16 protein-coding genes are annotated in these 16,708 nt (G+C 61.6%); 11 read left to right on the forward strand and 5 right to left on the reverse strand.

Annotated elements, in window-relative coordinates:
• The first annotated feature begins 113 nt into the window (after positions 1-113).
• From CAY53_RS09810 to CAY53_RS09820, 3 genes are all read left to right on the forward strand, one after another.
• On the forward strand, positions 114-1,973 hold the full coding sequence (locus CAY53_RS09810; RefSeq protein WP_104936948.1) for a TRAP transporter large permease: 1,860 nt from the start codon (positions 114-116) through the stop codon (positions 1,971-1,973).
• A 24-nt stretch (positions 1,974-1,997) separates the two neighbouring features.
• Positions 1,998-2,834, forward strand: a complete 837-nt coding sequence (locus CAY53_RS09815) for an amidohydrolase family protein (protein ID WP_104936949.1) — start codon at positions 1,998-2,000, stop codon at positions 2,832-2,834.
• Between the two features lie 67 nt (positions 2,835-2,901).
• Positions 2,902-3,639: a sulfite exporter TauE/SafE family protein gene (locus CAY53_RS09820; protein WP_104936950.1), complete on the forward strand. Its 738-nt coding sequence runs from the start codon at positions 2,902-2,904 to the stop codon at positions 3,637-3,639.
• Positions 3,640-3,673: 34 nt separating this feature from the next.
• Here the strand turns inward: CAY53_RS09820 and CAY53_RS09825 are convergent, their stop codons facing one another.
• The gene (locus CAY53_RS09825) at positions 3,674-4,318 is read right to left on the reverse strand and encodes an endonuclease III domain-containing protein (protein WP_104936951.1); all 645 of its coding nucleotides are present in this window, start codon (positions 4,316-4,318) and stop codon (positions 3,674-3,676) included.
• Positions 4,318-5,427, reverse strand: a complete 1,110-nt coding sequence (locus tag CAY53_RS09830; protein ID WP_104936952.1) for a 6-phosphofructokinase — start codon at positions 5,425-5,427, stop codon at positions 4,318-4,320. Before CAY53_RS09830 ends, CAY53_RS09825 begins: the two co-directional genes overlap by 1 nt.
• A gap of 275 nt (positions 5,428-5,702) precedes the next feature.
• Here CAY53_RS09830 and CAY53_RS12975 point away from each other — a divergent pair, with 275 nt between their 5' ends.
• From CAY53_RS12975 to CAY53_RS09865, 6 genes are all read left to right on the forward strand, one after another.
• A complete protein-coding gene (locus CAY53_RS12975) occupies positions 5,703-6,038 on the forward strand; it encodes an IscA/HesB family protein (RefSeq protein WP_181040264.1) in 336 nt (111 codons plus the stop codon).
• A gap of 94 nt (positions 6,039-6,132) precedes the next feature.
• The gene (locus CAY53_RS12980) at positions 6,133-6,471 is read left to right on the forward strand and encodes an IscA/HesB family protein (RefSeq protein ID WP_017866482.1); all 339 of its coding nucleotides are present in this window, start codon (positions 6,133-6,135) and stop codon (positions 6,469-6,471) included.
• A 256-nt stretch (positions 6,472-6,727) separates the two neighbouring features.
• Positions 6,728-7,414, forward strand: coding sequence for a precorrin-2 dehydrogenase/sirohydrochlorin ferrochelatase family protein (locus tag CAY53_RS09850; RefSeq protein ID WP_104936954.1), 687 nt, complete (start codon positions 6,728-6,730; stop codon positions 7,412-7,414).
• Complete coding sequence (locus tag CAY53_RS09855) at positions 7,411-8,235, forward strand: cytochrome C assembly family protein (RefSeq protein ID WP_104936955.1); 825 nt, start codon at positions 7,411-7,413, stop codon at positions 8,233-8,235. Before CAY53_RS09850 ends, CAY53_RS09855 begins: the two co-directional genes overlap by 4 nt.
• A complete protein-coding gene (hemA, locus tag CAY53_RS09860; protein WP_104936956.1) occupies positions 8,222-9,526 on the forward strand; it encodes a glutamyl-tRNA reductase in 1,305 nt (434 codons plus the stop codon). Before CAY53_RS09855 ends, hemA begins: the two co-directional genes overlap by 14 nt.
• A gap of 176 nt (positions 9,527-9,702) precedes the next feature.
• A complete protein-coding gene (locus CAY53_RS09865) occupies positions 9,703-10,218 on the forward strand; it encodes a hypothetical protein (protein ID WP_104936957.1) in 516 nt (171 codons plus the stop codon).
• A 226-nt stretch (positions 10,219-10,444) separates the two neighbouring features.
• Here the strand turns inward: CAY53_RS09865 and CAY53_RS09870 are convergent, their stop codons facing one another.
• The 3 genes from CAY53_RS09870 to CAY53_RS09880 all read right to left on the reverse strand — a co-directional run bounded on the left by CAY53_RS09870 (position 10,445) and on the right by CAY53_RS09880 (position 13,811).
• Entirely contained in the window at positions 10,445-11,071 is a 627-nt protein-coding gene (locus CAY53_RS09870) for an MBL fold metallo-hydrolase (protein WP_181040265.1), read from the reverse strand.
• 1 nt (position 11,072) lies between these two features.
• Positions 11,073-11,996 (reverse strand): Mrp/NBP35 family ATP-binding protein, encoded by a 924-nt coding sequence (locus tag CAY53_RS09875; RefSeq protein ID WP_104936958.1) that lies wholly within the window; start codon positions 11,994-11,996, stop codon positions 11,073-11,075.
• Between the two features lie 339 nt (positions 11,997-12,335).
• Positions 12,336-13,811, reverse strand: a complete 1,476-nt coding sequence (locus CAY53_RS09880) for an anaerobic C4-dicarboxylate transporter (protein WP_104936959.1) — start codon at positions 13,809-13,811, stop codon at positions 12,336-12,338.
• A 264-nt stretch (positions 13,812-14,075) separates the two neighbouring features.
• Here CAY53_RS09880 and CAY53_RS09885 point away from each other — a divergent pair, with 264 nt between their 5' ends.
• Positions 14,076-16,070, forward strand: a complete 1,995-nt coding sequence (locus CAY53_RS09885) for an ankyrin repeat domain-containing protein (protein ID WP_181040266.1) — start codon at positions 14,076-14,078, stop codon at positions 16,068-16,070.
• Positions 16,071-16,099: 29 nt separating this feature from the next.
• Positions 16,100-16,624: a hypothetical protein gene (locus tag CAY53_RS09890; protein ID WP_104936961.1), complete on the forward strand. Its 525-nt coding sequence runs from the start codon at positions 16,100-16,102 to the stop codon at positions 16,622-16,624.
• Positions 16,625-16,708 lie beyond the last annotated feature (84 nt).

Raw genomic sequence — 16,708 nt, forward strand, 5'->3', positions numbered from 1 at the left:
GACGAACCATGACCTGAAAACGACGAAACAGTTTTTTCAGGGCGCTTCCCGGCTCAGGCCCCTGAGGCTGCCCTGATCCTTTTCAAGCATTACAACCACCACGAGAAACCGACATGGAGATCCGCTCCCGGAAAACAGGCATTCTCCCCTGGCTAGACGAGCATTTTGAAGGCATTTTCATGATCAGCGGCCTGCTCAGCATCATCCTGTTTATCACCTGGCAGGTGATTTACCGCTACATCATCACAAAATTTGTGGCCCGTGCCGGCGCCGCCGTATGGACGGAGGAGATTTCCCGCTACATCTTCATCTGGATCTCCTATCTGGCACTCTCCGTGGCCATCAGAAAACGCTCGTCCATCCGGGTAGACATCATCTACGATCATCTGCCGAAGCGCGCGCAGCAGATCAGCTGGATCATCGTCGAGACCCTGTTTCTCTGTCTGACGGCCACCATTGCCTGGTTTGGCTGGGCCCAGATCGAACGCCTGCTCGATTTTCCGCAGTACACCACAGCCCTGAGGCTGCCCTATCTGGTGCCGTATCTCATTTTGCCTTTCGGCTTCGGGCTGATGTGTCTCAGGCTGTTGCAGTCCCTGTACAAACAGGTTCGGCTGTGCGGTCCGCTGGACACGATTAGCGGTCTTTGCATCACCGGACTGATCGTCTCCCCCTGTTTTTTGCTGGACTACATCGAGCCTCTGGTCGCTCTCTTCGGCTATTTTGTCCTCCTCTGCGTCATCGGCGTGCCCATTGCCATCTCGCTTGGGCTTTCCACGCTGGCTACCATTATCAGCGCCGAGACGCTGCCCATGGAGTACATGGCGCAGATCTCCTTTACCGCCATCGACAGCTTTCCCATCATGGCCATCCCCTTTTTTATTGCTGCAGGCGTGTTTATGGGGGCGGGCGGTTTGTCGCGGCGGCTGCTGACCCTGGCCGACGAACTCGTGGGCGGGCTGCACGGCGGCATAGGCCTGGCCACAGTCGTGACCTGCATGTTTTTCGGCGCGATCAGCGGTTCGGGTCCGGCAACGGTGGCGGCCATTGGCGCGTTGACCATCCCGGCCATGACCGAACGGGGCTACGACAAATACTTCGCCGCCGCGCTTGTCGCTGCCGCCGGCTGCGTGGGCGTGATGATCCCGCCCAGCAACCCCTTTGTGGTGTACGGCATTTCGGCCCAGGTTTCCATCGGCGACCTGTTTATGAGCGGGATTGTGCCCGGCATCATGACCGGACTCGTGCTCATGGGCTATTGCTACTTCTATGCCCGCAAACGCGGCTGGAGCGGCGCTGCCAGAAAGCGCACCGCGGCCACCCTGGGGCAGGCCGCCTGGGATGCCAAATGGGCGCTGATGGTGCCTGTCATTGTGCTGGGCGGCATCTATGGCGGCATCATGACGCCCACCGAGGCTGCGGCCATCGCGGCATTTTACGGCATGATCGTGGGGCTCTTTCTCTACCGCGAAATGGGGGTTCGGCGCTTCTGTGCGGCCTGCGTGGAATCCTGCGAAACCTCGTCCATTATTATCGTTCTCATGGCCATGGCCACCCTGTTCGGCAATATCATGACCATCGAGGACGTGCCGGGCACCATCGCCCGCGGCATCCTGGGCCTGACCACAAGCAAAATCATCGTGCTGCTGCTCATCAATGTGCTGTTGCTCATTGTGGGCACGTTCATGGAGGCCCTGGCCGCCATTGTCATTCTGACGCCCATCTTGTTGCCGGTTGTCACGGGGGTGGGAGTGACACCCCTGCATTTTGGTGTTATCATCGTGGTGAATCTGGCCATCGGCTTCATTACGCCGCCGGTGGGTGTCAACCTGTTTGTCGCAAGCGGTGTGGCCAGAGCCAGGCTGGAAAGGATTTCCGGCATGGCGCTGCCCATGATCGCCCTGATGCTCCTGGTTCTTTTGATCTGTACCTACCTCCCACAGGTGCCGCTGTGCATTGTGGGTCATCACTGAAACAAACCCATGTAAGGAGGGCCTATGAAAGTCATCGATTTCCGTTTCCGCCCCAATACGCCGGAGATTATTACCGGCATCAAGGAAAGCTCCATGTTCAAGGCTTCCTGTAAAGCCATTGGCTTTGACGCCCGCAAGCCGCAGCCGCTTGCCGATATCGTGGCGAGCCTGGACAGCCTTGGGGTCGAACTTGGCGTTATTACCGGCCGCGACTGTGAAACCACCTACGGCTTTCCGGCCAACAACAAGAGTGTGCTGGAATTCTGCCGTGCCTATCCCAAAAAGTTCGTAGGCTTCTGGGGCATAGACCCGCACAAGCAGATGGCGGCTTTGCGCGAGATAGAGCAGGTGGTCAAGGAATACGGCATGAAGGGTATTGCCATTGACCCCTATCTGGCGCACATTCCGGCCAGCGAAGCGCGCTTCTACCCGCTTTATGCCAAGTGCTGCGAGTTGGGGATTCCGGTCTTTATCACCATGGCCCCGCCGCCGCAGGTGCCGGGCGCGATTCTGGATTATGCCAATCCCTGCGATGTGGACCGGGTAGCCCGGGATTTCCCTGAACTCACGCTCATCATGAGCCACGGCGGCTACCCCTTTGTGCACGAGGCCATCTACGCCTGCCAGCGCAACGCCAACGTGTATATGGACATTTCGGAGTATGAGCGCTCACCCATGGTCGAGACCTACGTGAAGGCCATGAACGGCCCCATCCGCAAGAAGGTGGTGTTCGCCAGCGCTCATCCCTTTATCGAACTCTCCGATGCACTGGAGGCCTACAGGGACTTTCCCTTAAGCGACGGGGCGCTCGAGGATATCATGTACAACAATGCCCGACACATTCTGGGGCTGAAGGACTGAAACGTTCCTCCGGGACTTTTGAAGGCAAAGCAATGGCTCCGATGAATCGCCAGGGCGGACTGGCTGCATGTTGATTTCCATTCTGCTGGTCTGCCTGCTGGTGGGCGTGCTTGTCGGCGCGACCGGGATCGGCGGCATCCTTATGCCCCCCGCACTCATGCTGCTGGGGGGCGTTGAGGCCCACCAGGCCATGGGCACGGCGCTGGCCTCCTTTCTGCCGCTTGCACTCGTCGGCATCTATCGCTATGCCGTCCAGACCAAAGTCCTTTCCTGGCCCCAGGCCCTGCCCCTGTGCGCGGGAGGACTGGCCGGAACCGGCCCCGGCGCGCTTCTAGGCGCACAGGTGCAGAGCGATTATCTGGTGGCGCTTTTGGCGCTGCTGATCATCTTTTGCGGCGTCGGGGCCTTTCGGCCGCCTTCCGCGTCGGGGCACTACGCATTCTGGCATACTGGCCGGGGCATCTTTCTCATTGGCCTTGTCACCGGCGTGCTGGCCGGCCTCACGGGCGCGGGCGGCCCGGTTCTGACCATCCCCTTCATGATTGTGGTGGGCTTTGCCCCGCTTTCAGCGGTTGCGCTCAGCTTTGCCTATCAGGTGGCGACCAGTCTGTCCGGCACTGTGGGCAACGCGCTGGTCGGCAACATCCTGTGGGCTCTGCTTCTGAAGGTCTGTCTGGCAAATATCACGGGCACGCTGCTGGGGCTGCTCATTGCCAGGCATCTGCCCCAGTTGGTACTGCGCCGCTGTATCGGCGCACTGTGCTGCGCACTGGGCCTGTTTCTGATCCTGCGCACCATTTTGTAAAAAAGAAGAGACGCTGCGGCCAGTGCAAGCCTGGTCACAGCCCTCGGAGTGGACAGTGCTCGCAGTCGGGCTTTGTCTTTTTGCAGAACTGCTTGCCGAGCTGCACCAACAGGGCGTGGTATTCGCCGTATAGCTTGGTATCCGGCGGCAGGCTGTCCATGAACAGCTCCTGCATGCCCGCATAGTCGGCGTCTTCGTCAACGAGATTGTGGCGCAGCAGAATGCGGAAGGTGTAGGCGTCCACCACGAAGACCGGCTTTTCCGCAGCGTACAGAGTGATCGCATCGGCGGTTTCCGGGCCAATACCCCTGACCTGAAGCAGCCGTTCTCTGAGCGGCCCGACCGGCAGGGCAAGGAAGTCCTCCAGACTCCCGTATTCCTCAGCCACCATGTGCAGCAGATTCTGCAGGCGCTGGGCCTTGATCCGGTAATAGCCGGCCGGCCGGATATATTCGGCCAGCAGATCGGGAGGCAGGGCCAGCATGGCGGAGAATGCAAGCAGGCCCGCCTCCTTGAGATTGGCGATGGCCCGCTCCACATTCTTCCAGTTGGTATTTTGGGTCAGAATCGCGCCCACCACCACCTCGAAGGCGCTGTTGCCGGGCCACCAGCCCTGGGGGCCGAAGTGCGCGTACAGGCGGTCGAAGATGGCGCGCAACTGTTCCGCCTGCCTGGGCATCAGTACAGCGGGGCGGAATATTCGTCGCCCATGCAGATGCCGATATCGCGGGCGGTCTGCACCTTGTCGTTCGCCAGATCCACCTTCTTGCGCTTTCTGATGGCCTCGGCGATGGGTACGGCGGTCATGTTGGGCGGCACCCAGGCGACCATGTGATCATAGACCTGCTGCTCGGCCAGCCGCACCGCCGCGGTGCCGAAGCGCAGGGCCAGGAGTCGGTCGAAATTGGTGGGTGAGCCGCCGCGCTGCAGATGGCCCAGGACCAGCGAGCGGGTGTCCTTGCCCAGCCGCTGCCGGATTTCCTTGGCCACCCATTCGCCCACGCCGCCCAGCACCATTTCGGAGCGGCCCATCTCGCCCTTGCCCTTGTTGATGACCTCCTGGCCTTCGGCACGCGCCCCCTCTGCCACCACCACGATGGAGTAGTGCTTTTCGTGCAGCTCGTTTTCCGCGATCTTGTTGCACACCGCCTCCATGTCAAAGGGGATTTCCGGGATGAGGATGACGTCCGCGCCGCCGGCAATGCCCGAGTACAGGGCGATCCAGCCCGAATCCCGGCCCATGACCTCGACCACCATCACCCGGTCGTGGGACTTGGCTGTGGAGTGCAGTTTGTCGATGGCATCGGTGGCCGTGGACACGGCAGTGTCAAAGCCAAAGGTGCGGTCCGTGGCTTCGAGATCGTTGTCGATGGTTTTGGGCACGCCGATGACCGGCATGCCTTTCTGCGCGAAACGGTGGGCGATTTCCAGGCTGCCGTCGCCGCCGACCGCGATGTGGCAGGAGAAACCCATGCGCAGGAAGCCGCGCATGATCTTGTCGGAGATGTCCATGATCTGGATTTCGCCAGCCAGGTTTTCCACCGGCTTGGCAAAGGGATTGCCCTTGTTGGTGGTGCCCAGAATGGTGCCGCCCTGGCTGAGGATGCCCTCGACATCGTCCGGAGTCAGACGGATGAGTTCGTCCTTTTCCAGAAAGCCGCCATAACCGTACTTGCTGCCGTAGACTTCCCAGCCCTTTCTGGTGGCGGCATTGACAACCGCAAAGATAACCGCATTCAGCCCGGGCGCGTCTCCGCCGCCGGTGGAGATAACCAGCCTTTCGCTCATAGTGCACTCACACGTGAAAAGAAAATGGGGCGCACGAACCTTGGCGCCACCTGTTGTTTGCCGCTGGCCTTCCCGCTTTGCGGCTCCTTTGCTGTTGCCTGGATTGTAGGGGGAAGGCAGGGGCTTGACAATCTCTTTTTTTCTTTTGCCTCTCCGAGGGCGGGAGCTGCGTCCGCCTGTTGACGTCCCGCGTTTTGTTTCTTATTGTGAGCCCACTCTTTACCCTGCCGGCTTTTTTTGTCTTTGGCCGGCCTATCATGAACATGGAGGCTCATATGTTTGCAGTGACCGAGTCGGCGGCCAGCAATCTGACCGCGTATCTGACTCAGAACAGAATCACGTCCCCGATTCGGGTGGCGTTAATGCAGGGCGGCTGAAGCGGCCCCTCTTTGGGATTGGCTCTGGATGAGCCAAAGGACAATGACAAGGTTTTTGAGGAAGGTACGCTGAAGTTTGTGGTGGACGAGCAGCTCATCGCTCAGGTCGGGGCCATCAAGGTGGATTTCATCGAAGCGGGCTATCAGTCCGGCTTTTCCATTTCCACAGAAAAACCTCTGCCGGGTGCGGGCGGCGGCTGCAGTTCCGGGAGCTGCGGCGGTTCCTGCGGTTGACCGGGCTTGCCGCCTTCCAGACCTTGCCTGTCCATGGTGCGGGGCACGCCTTTGCCCTGTGTGACTATTTGCGACTTTGCAGGGAGATACGACCATGTTTGAAGTGACTGAGACGGCGGCAAGTGTTCTCAAGGACTATTTTACCCAGAACAAGATCGAACCCGTTTCTCCAGTGCGGGTGACCGTGATGTCGGGCGGCTGCAGCGGCGCGGCGCTCGGTCTGACGCTGGATCAGCCGGGCGAGCTGGATCAGGTTTTTGAGGAGGGCGACCTCAAGTTCGTGATCGCCCAGGACCTGCTCGAGGAAGTTGGGGCCATCAAGGTGGATTTTGTCGATGCCGGCTATCGCTCGGGTTTTGCCATTACCAGTGAAAAGCCTGTGCCAGGCGCGGGCGGCGGCTGCAGCAGTTGCGGCGGTTCCTGCGGCATGTAGGGCTGCATGCGGTCAGCGGCGTTCGTTCACGACGTTCATGCACAGGTTTTGACGATGCGCCGGCGCTGGTCATTCTGCCCAGCGCCGGTTTTGTCTTTACCCCCTGAGCGTTGCAGCGTGCAGCGCGCTCAAGCTCTTGTATGTGCTCTTTCCGGATGAATCATGGACCCGAAAAACCTGCCTCGGCCTGAAGCCTGCTGTACGAACGGATACCTGCCCGGGTCAAGGGGCGGGGCATGCTGACCCGGCTTGGCTGATGTACCCCATTACTCTCAATCTGCGGGGCCGGCGCTGCCTGGTTGTGGGCGGGGGCGCCGTGGCGGAGCGCAAGGTGCAAGGCCTTTTGGCGGCGGAGGCCAAAGTTTCTCTGGTGAGCCCCGACCTGTCGCCGGCCCTTCGGGAGCTGGCGCAGGCGGGTCGCATCGGCTGGCAGCAGCGGGCCTTTGTGCCTGAGGATGCGGCCGGAGCCTTTCTGATCTTCGCCGCCACAAATCGCCCCCTGGTGCAGCAGGCGGTACTCCGGGCGGCGCAGGAAGCGGGGGCGCTGGTCAATGTGGTCGATATGCCCGAGGCCTGCGATTTTCAGGTGCCGGCCGTCCTGCGGCGGGACGGCCTGCTGCTCAGTGTCGCCACCTCGGGCGCGAGCCCGGCACTGGCGGCCGTTCTGCGGGCCCGGCTGGAGCGGGAAATCGGCCCCGAATATGCGGTGCTGGCCCGGCTCCTGGCTGCGCTGCGGACACCGCTCCTGAAACTTCCGCTGTCAGGCCCGGCAAAAAAGATGCTGTTTCAAAAAATGCTGGACAGCGATATACTCCAGTGGCTCCGGGATGGCCGGAAGCAACGGGCTGCAGCCCATGTCGAGGCAGTCTTCGGCCATCTGCTCCCGGTCGGGCGGATACTCGACGCTCTTCCCGACGCGCCCTGGACGGATACGAATCCATGAATTCGGCACTCTTTCTGCTCTTTCTGGCCAGTCTGGCCCTGTACCTGCTGGCTGCGGCCGCCTCTCTGGTTTTCTTCTTCGGCGGGAAATCCGAAATACGGCAAAAGGCACGCCAGTTCTTCATCGCAGCCTTTATCGTACAGGCACTCACCTTTGTGGCGCGCTTCTGCGCCTTCGATTACGCGCCTCTCACCACGCCCCACGAAACCCTGTCCTTCTTTGCCTGGGGAGTGGCCTGCTGCTACCTGAGCAGCATCTGGCGCTTTCCCGTGAAAAACCTGGGCGCCTTTGTGAGCCTGCTGGTGCTGGCGCTCATGCTGGTCGCGGCCTTTGCCGCCAAAACGCCCACAGTTCCAACGCCTGCCCTGCAATCGGGCTGGCTGCCGGTGCACGCCTCGCTCTCGCTGTTGTCCTACAGTTGTTTTGCGCTGGCCGGCCTGGGCGGGCTGATGTACCTCCTGCAGGAGCGCACCATCAAACGCAAGCATTTTGGCCTCATGTACAGCCGCCTGCCTTCGCTGGAAGTGCTCGACAGGCTGAACCACCACTGCCTGACCGTGGGTTTTCCGCTCCTGACCCTCGGCATGGTGACCGGCTCCCTCTGGGCCAAACAGGTGCATGGGGCCTACTGGATCTGGAACCCGACCGAAGTCTGGTCCCTGGTCTCGTGGCTGCTCTATGCCGGACTGTGCCACCAGCGCTTTACCGTTGGCTGGCGCGGCCGCCGGGCGGCCTGGCTCAGTATTGCGGCGCTGGTCTTCGCCGTCTTCACCTTCTGGGGCGTGTCCGCATTATTCGCCGGTTATCATGGCCAATTCTGAAACCATTGTGCTGATCGGCGTCAATCACAAAACGGCGCCTCTGGAATTGCGCGAACAACTGGCCTTTCAAGAGGGCTATGATCCGCCGCTGGCCGCGCTGTCCAGGCTTCAGCTCCTGAAGGAATTCTACCTGCTTTCCACCTGCAATCGGGTGGAGATGGCCTTTGTCTGCGACGACATGCTCCAGGCGCGCACCGGGCTTTTGGCCGCACTCTTTGCGCCAAAGGTCAGCGAGGCGGAGCTGGCGCCGCATCTTTATCAGTACGAGGGGGCGGCCGCAGTGGAGCACCTGTTCCGGGTCGCGGCCAGTCTGGATTCCATGGTGGTGGGCGAGGCGCAGATTCTGGGGCAGATCAAGGCCGCCTACCGCGCGGCGGCCAGGGCAGGAGGCACGCGTCTGGTGCTGAACAGGCTGTTGCACAAGACCTTTTCCGTGGCCAAGCGTGTGCGCACCGAAACCCGAATCGGCGCCAGTGCGGTGTCCATCAGCTATGCGGCGGTGGAATTGGGCCGCAAGATCTTTGGCGACCTCACCGGCAAGAAGGCGCTGCTGATCGGCGCGGGTGAAATGGCGGAGCTGGCGGCCGAGCATCTCCTGAGCCACGGCGTGGCCTCGGTCACGGTGGCGAACCGCACGCTGGAGCGGGCGGTGGCGCTGGCCCGGCGTTTCAACGGCAGGGCCGTGGGGCTGGCCGAGGTGCCGGAGCAGCTTGCGCTGGTCGATGTCATCATCGGTTCCACCGGCGCGCCGGATCTGCTGCTGTATAAGGAAGACGTGCGCAAGGTCATGCGGGGCCGCCGCAACCGGCCCCTGTTTTTTATCGATATCGCTGTGCCGCGCGACCTGGATCCGGCCATCAATGAGCTCGACAATGTCTATCTCTACGACATTGACGACCTGCAGGACGTGGTGAAGCTGAACCAGGAGGAGCGGAGACGGGAGGCGGTCAAGGCAGAGCGCATCATTGCCGAGGAGGTGCTGAAGTTCGGCCACTGGCTGGAGAATCTGGCCTCCACGCCCACGATCCTGCAGTTGCAGGCCCAGGTGGAGGCCATGGTGCAGCTGGAGGTGGAAAAGACCGCGGGCCGCCTGAACTTGCGAGACGAGGCGGAGCGGGCTGCGTTCAGGCGCATGGGTCAGGCCATTGCCGGCCGCCTGCTCGCCAATCCCCTGCAGTACCTGAAAATGGACAGCAAACGGACCAGTCTGCAGGACCGCATTCATATCGTGCGGAGCATCTTCGCGCTGGACGAGCTGGCGCCGGTGCCGGTCGAAAAAAAATCAGAATGAGTTCCCGGGGAGGAGCGAGATCTGGATTCAGGCCCGTTGCGCAATACGCCATTTTCAGGTTAAATTTTCAGACGGCAGCTGCCAACAATTCGACCTGACAGAGGAAAGCGGCTATGCCGCAGCCCGGCAAGCGGGCGCAAAGACAGCAGCAGGATTAAAGCAAGAGACGGAGATAAATGATGCCGGAAACGGAGACACGCCGCCAACTTATAGAAAACGAACTGCTCATGCTGACCAATGCCGGTGAGCTGCCCGAACTGGCACTGGCCGCCAGCCTGTACTATCTGCAGGAAGAGGCGGATGGCCCGCATCTCAGCCTGAGCCAGGAGGAGCTGGCCGAATTGGCCCATACCACGGCCCTCAGCTACGAGAGCATCATCCGCCGTGATCTGAAGCTGGAGAACCGGGACAAGCTCCGCTTCCGGGGTTTGGCCAGGGCGCTCGTCAACTGGCAGCGCTATACCAAATTTTGCGGGAGCAGGGGGATTGCAACCACCAGGTTTCAGACCGAAGCGGGCAAGGCCTTGCTGGCGTATCTGACACAGGAAAAAGCCGGGCAGGAATGCGGCGAGCAGGCCGCTTCCGTGAACTGCCAGGCCAGCGACCTCCTGCTCCTGGCCCAGGAGCTCTGCGTGGCCGATGCCCTGCCCGATGGCTGGGAAAGCCTGTGTCCGGCAGCAACACTGTCCTGACCCAGGCCGGCCGCTGCATCGGGCCCAGGCCTGCTCAACGTTTCCTTTGTTCCGAACTCCGGGCGCAGTGCCGCCCGCCACAGGCGGCCAGGGGGCCCCGGTTGAACCAGACAGGCTGCTGCGGCCTGCCTGCTCCCCCGCTTTCGCTCCAGCCTCTCTGAAAAAAATGAACCGGAACCTTCGACGGTTCCGGTTCTCTCAGGGCCTGCTGTTGCCGTTTGCGGGGTCACAGACAGGGATTGTTCGCCGCCTCCCGGCCAATGGTGGAGCTGGTGCCGCCATAGGCATGGCCCGGCCAGACAATGGTTGCCTCGGGCAGCGTGAAGAGCTTCGTGCCGATGCTCTCCACCAGCCTCTCGTAGGAACAACCGGGAAAATCCGTGCGCCCCACCCCGTTCACAAAGAGCGTGTCGCCGGTAAAACAGTGGGGCGCGCTGTAGAGACAGATGCCGCCTGGCGAGTGGCCCGGGGTGTGCAGTACGGTGAGCGTTTCCTGGCCGAAGGACACGGTGTCGCCATCCACTACCGCAATGTCTGCGGGCGGCGAAGCGGGCAGGCCCAGCATGGCGAAGTAGCCCGCCACCCGGGGATCGGCCGCATAGGCGATGTCAGCCTCGTGCATCACGATGCTGGCGCCCGTGGCCGCCCTGACCGGCCCATTGCCGCAGCAGTGATCCGGGTGGCAATGGGTGTTGATGATGTAGCGGACCCTGAGCTGCCGGCCCTGCACGTAGTCCAGAATCCGCTCCTCGTCTCCGCCCGGATCGATCACCACTGCCTCGCCGCTCCGCTCGCAGGACGCGACATAGCAGCACACGGCCATCGGGCCGACTATCAACTGGCTGACCTGCATGTCAGATGCGGCAGGAGCCGGCAGAGGCCATGGGAATCGGCGGTATGGCCCGGCCCGGCGGCAGGCGGGTTTCCACGGCCCTGACCACGGCCGCAAAGGCCTGCACTGCCGGTGCGGCGGCGTCGGAGCTCAGATAGGGCTTGCCGGCATCGCCGCCGGCCACAACCTGCGGATCCATGGGCACGGCGCCCAAAAAGGGCAGATCGAACTCCTCGGCCGTGCGCTTGCCACCGCCGGCCCCGAAGACATCGACCGTCTTGCCGCAGTGCGGGCAGACAAAGCCGGACATATTCTCGATCAGCCCCAGCACCGGCATCTCCACGGTCCTGCAGAAGTTGATGGACTTGCGCACGTCGGCCAGCGCCACTTCCTGCGGCGTGGTCACAATCACGGCCTGCACGCCGGGCATGGTCTGCGCCACGGTGAGCGGTTCATCGCCGGTGCCCGGAGGCGCGTCCACCACCAGATAGTCCAGCTCGCCCCAGTCCATATCGGCCACAAACTGGCGGATGGCCTGAATCTTGAGGGGCCCGCGCCAGATAACGGCATCATCCTTGTCCTTCATCATATATTCCAGCGACACGACTTTCATGGTGCCGCAGGTCAGCGGCTCGACCAGGGCATCCGGCTCGTCGGAGGCGGCGACCAGCTCGCCGGAAAGGCTGAGCATCCGGCAGACGTCCGGCCCGTGCAGATCGACATCCATCAGGCCGACCTTGTGACCCAGTCTGGAAAGACCCAGCGCCAGGTTGACCGCGACCGTGGACTTGCCGACGCCGCCCTTGCCGCTCATCACGAGGATCTTGTTTTTGATTTTGCCAAGCGACCGGTTGATGGCCAAATCCTGCTGGGCCAGACGGGCGTCGCCGCTGTTGCAGGTGCTGCCCTGCTGGCTGCTGCAGGAACTTCCGCATGAACTGCTCATATTGTCCTCCGTTGACAGGGTGAAAGCCGGGATGCCGGCTGCAAAAAAGGCATAATAAGGCGCTGGCAGGCGCGGCCATACACTAATGCCCTGAGGCTGAATTGCAACCAAAAAGCCGGAATCGGGCTGGCCCGCAGGAGCGGGGCCAGGACGCTTCCGTCCGTACCGGCCGCGGCGAATCCCCTCTGTGCCATCCGCCTGCCGCCGCAGGTGCGACCAGCTCGTCGGCCGGCTTCGGCCTGGGCGAGGCCCCGCCGCCCGAAGGGGCAGGGAAACACCTGAGCAGCCGCCCGCCCTCCTCCGCCCCGAAGCCTCAGGCGGAGGAGACGGCAGTGCCTGTCAGTACAGCTTGAAGATGAAGTGATACACGTAGCTGATGCCCAGGCCGGCAATGGTTGCGCAGACCACGTGAATAAGACCTGGAATCATGAAGGAATGGTTGAGCAGGTATTTGCCGATGATCGTGGTGCCTGATCGGTCAAAGTTTACGGTCGCGATGTCCGAAGGATAGTTGGGGATGAAGAAGTAGCCGTACACCGACGGCATCACCCCCAGAAGAATCCAGCCCTCGATGCCCAGGGTGTAGGTCAGGGGCAGCATGCTCACCACCACCGCGCCCTGGGAATTGATGAGCACAGAGACGAAGAAGAAGGCCAGGGCGATGGTCCACGGGTATTTTGTCACCACCTCGGACAGGATGTTCTGCATCTGGACCTGATAGTTGTCGAAATAGGTATTGCTCATCCAGGCAATGCCGTAGATGGCGACCACGGCAACCATGCCGTTCTGCCAGACCACACCCTGCATGGCGGCCTTGGGCTTGGCCTTGCAGAAGATGATCATCAGGGCCGCAGCGACAATCATGATGATCTGAATCACCACGCTCATGGACAGCACCTTGACGTCCCTGGCCGTGATGCCGGGAATCACAATGCCCAGACTGGCCAACTGCTTGGCCGTGGCCTTCACGCCCTCGGTAATGGGAATGCTCGCGCCCTTTTCAACCACCCTGACCGTGTCGTAGCCGGGCAAAATGTCGATGCCGGCCATCTTGAGCAGGGAAATGACCAGAATGACGCCGAGTGCCGTCATGAAGATGTAGACCGCGTTCTTGCTGTGCTGGGGGATTTCCTTGCCCAGAGTGGTGGCGCCGCCGCCGTAGATGTAGGCCCGCTGATTCGGGTCCTGAATCTTCTTCTGAAATTCCGGGTCTTTGTCCAGGTCAAGGCCGCGGCGATAGCTGTAGATGATGGCCATGAGAATGCCGATGATGCAGGCCGGCAGGGTCAGCAGCACGATCTGCACATTGGTCACTTCAAAGCCGTTTTCCGCGGAAATGGCGGAAAAGGCCACCACGGCCGCGGCAATGGGCGAACAGGTGATGGCGATCTGCGAGGCGATGCTGGCAATGCTGCAGGGCCGTTCCGGCCGGATGCCCTTTTTCAGCGCAATGTCGCAGATGATGGGCATGAGCGTATAGATCACGTGGCCGGTGCCGACCAGCACGGTCAGGAAAAAGGTGACAAAGGGCGCCATGAGGGTGATGCGGTCGGGGTGTTTGCGCAGCAGCTTTTCCGCGATCTGGATCATCCAGTCCATGCCGCCGGAGGCCTGCAGAACGCCGGCGCAGGTCACGGCCGCGATGATGATGTAAATGACCTCGGTGGGCGGCGTGCCGGGCTTCAGGTGAAAGGCGAAGACCAGCACGGCCAGGCCGATGCCCGAAATCGCGCCCAGCGCCAGCGAACCGTAGCGCGCGCCAACCCACAGGGCAATCAGCACAACAAGCAGTTGGATGATCATCATGAATGTCATAGGCTCTCCTCGGGCATCTGGTTGAAGATGTGCGGAAGAATGCGGCCGCTGTTGGGAAAATATCCTTCCGGCAGGCGAACACAGCCGTCGCTTCCAAAAATACCGCATTTGCCTGGCCGCAGCAACAGAAGCCGGGAAAGCCGCACATTTTCCGGCAGGCGGCCCGCGCGGGCAAAAGTCCTTGCCCTGGCAGCCGCGCTAGGGCAAAAAGCGAATCAGGAAAGCAAACGGTCACTGTTCTGGCGGACCCAATGGGAGGAGATCATGAAGAAACTTCTGGGCATTGCGCTCACACTGGCCCTGCTGCTGCCGGGTATGGCCCTGGCCGCCATGCCGGATGGGGAATTTCTGGAACTGGCCGGCAAGGCATACGCCACTGCCGTTGCCAAGGCGCTCAGGGAAGGCGCCAATCCGAACGCCAGAGACAAAGACGGCACGACCGCGCTGATGCGGGCAACGAAAGTGGGAAACGTGGGTTCCGTAGCAGCGCTGCTGCAGGCAGGGGCGGATGTCAACGCACAAGACGAGTGGGGCAAGACCGTGCTGATGGGTGCGCTGATGGATAACACTGGATGGCAGGACAACGCCGACGTCGTCGCCCTGCTGCTGGCCTCCGGGGCAAACGTCAATGCCACAACCAAAGACGGTGAAACTGCCCTGATGCATGCCGCTCGCCACGGCAAACACACCGATGCCATCAGGTTGCTGCTGAAAGCCGGAGCGGACGTCAACGCTGCCAGCAAAGACGGCAGAACCGCCCTGATGAATGCCGCCGAAAACCGCCATGCCGAAACCGTCAAAATCCTGCTCCAAGCCGGAGCAAGGGTTAACACTACGGACAAGGATGGTGAAACGGCCTTGATATGTGCCGCCCAAGCGGACAGGACGGACAACATAAAACTCCTGCTCCAGGCCGGGGCAGGGGTTAACACTACTGACCAGTATGGTAGAACAGCCTTGATATGTGCCGCCAAAGCGGACAGGACAGACAGCATAAAACTCCTGCTCCAGGCCGGGGCGGAGGCCAACGCCAAAAGCATGAGCGGCGAAACCGCCCTGATGAATGCCGCCGAAAACCGCGATGCCGAAGCCGTCAAAGTCCTGCTCGGAGCCGGAGCAAGGGTTAACACTACGGACAAGGATGGTGAAACGGCCTTGATATATGCCGTCAAAAAGGACAGGACGGACAACATAAAAGTTCTGCTCCAGGCCGGGGCCGAGGCCAATGCCGTTGACAACAATGGCAGAACCGCCCTGATGTGGGCCGCCGGTAAGGGCAATGTAGAAGTCGTCCGGCTCCTGCTCCAAGCAGGGGCAAAGGTCAATGCCAAATGCAGGAGCGGTGTCACCGCACTCATGCATGCGGCCGGAAACCCCGACAAAACCAGGCTGCTTCTGGCCGCCGGGGCCGATCCAAACGCGGCGAATCAAGACGGCGAAACCGCCTTGATGCGGGCAGCCGATAGCGATGTCGAAGCCGTGCGCCTGCTGCTTGCGGCCGGGGCTGCGGTGAATGCGGCCGACGCGCAAGGCGAAACCGCCTTGATGCGGGCAGCCGGTAGCGATGCCGAAGCCGTGCGCCTGCTGCTTGCGGCCGGGGCTGCGGTGAATGCGGCCGACGCGCAAGGCGAAACCGCACTGATGCGGGCAGCGAAAGGGGGAAATTTGGGCGCCGTGGCAGTGCTGCTGCGGGCAGGCGCGGACGCGAACCTGGTGGACAAGCATGGCTACACCGCCCGCGTTTGGGCAAGCTTCAAGACCTTTCAGTCGTGGGTGCTGAATAAGGAAGGCGACCCCGCTGCCGGATGCGCCCGCCTTTTGCGTGAACGGGAAGGCCTGCAAACCCGGCTGCGCCACTGGCCGCGCACAGCGCGCTTCTGGGGCCGAATATTGACAATCCATGACCCTCATCACTTATTCCATGATTCTTTGCCCTTTGTGGTGATGCTCGGCTTGATTACCGCAGGTCTGAGCTACCCGCTCTGGATCGTTTTGCGCGGTTTCGGCCTGCCCGCTGCGGTACGCCACCTGATTTTCTGGCCACTGCTGGCCGGGGCGGCGATCAGGTTCGGCATAACAACACTGCGCAAAATGTGGACTGGCGGTGAAAGCATTTTAAGTATTTTCTGGATGCGCCTCGGCGGGATTATACTGCTCCTTTTCGTCAACCTCATCATCCTCTGCGTGCGGCTCAGAAGCCGCCGCCAGAGCAAAAGCGCCCTGCCGCCCGCAAACCCGCCGCAGCCAACAGACACCTGACGCCGGCCGCAGGAAAGCTGGGGGACATCATGAAAAATCTGGGCGCCGTGACGGCGCTGCTGCGGGCAGGCGCGGACGCGAACTTGGTGGACAAGAATGGCTACACCGCCCGCGTTTGGGCAAGCTTCAGGGCCTTTCAGTCGTGGGTGCTGAATAAGGAAGACGATCCCGCTGCCGGATGCGCCCGCCTTTTGCGTGAACGGGAAAGCCCGCAAACCCGGCTGCGCCACTGGCCGCGCACAGCGCGCTTTTGGGGCCGAATGTTGACAAATTCTTTGCCCTTGGTGGTGATGCTCGGCTTGATTACCGCAGGCCTGAGCTACCCGCTCCGGGTCGTTTTGCGCGGTTTCGGCCTGCCCGCTGCGGCACGCCACCTGATTTTCTGGCCGTTGCTGGCCGGGGCAACGATCAGTCTCGGCATAACAACGCTGCGCGAAACGTGGAGTGGCGGTGATAGGGCTTTCAGTATTTTCTTGATGCTCCTCGTCGGGATTATACTGCTCTTTTTCGTCGACCTCATCATCCTCATCGTGCGCTCCTGGCGCAGAAAATGAGCAACATAGCAACCAGCCGCCCAAAACCCGAACCAGCGGAACAACATGAGCCCACCGGTCTTTCGTGTGTCGCGTCCTTCCACC

This window comes from Desulfobulbus oralis, assembly GCF_002952055.1.
Classification (GTDB): domain Bacteria; phylum Desulfobacterota; class Desulfobulbia; order Desulfobulbales; family Desulfobulbaceae; genus Desulfobulbus; species Desulfobulbus oralis.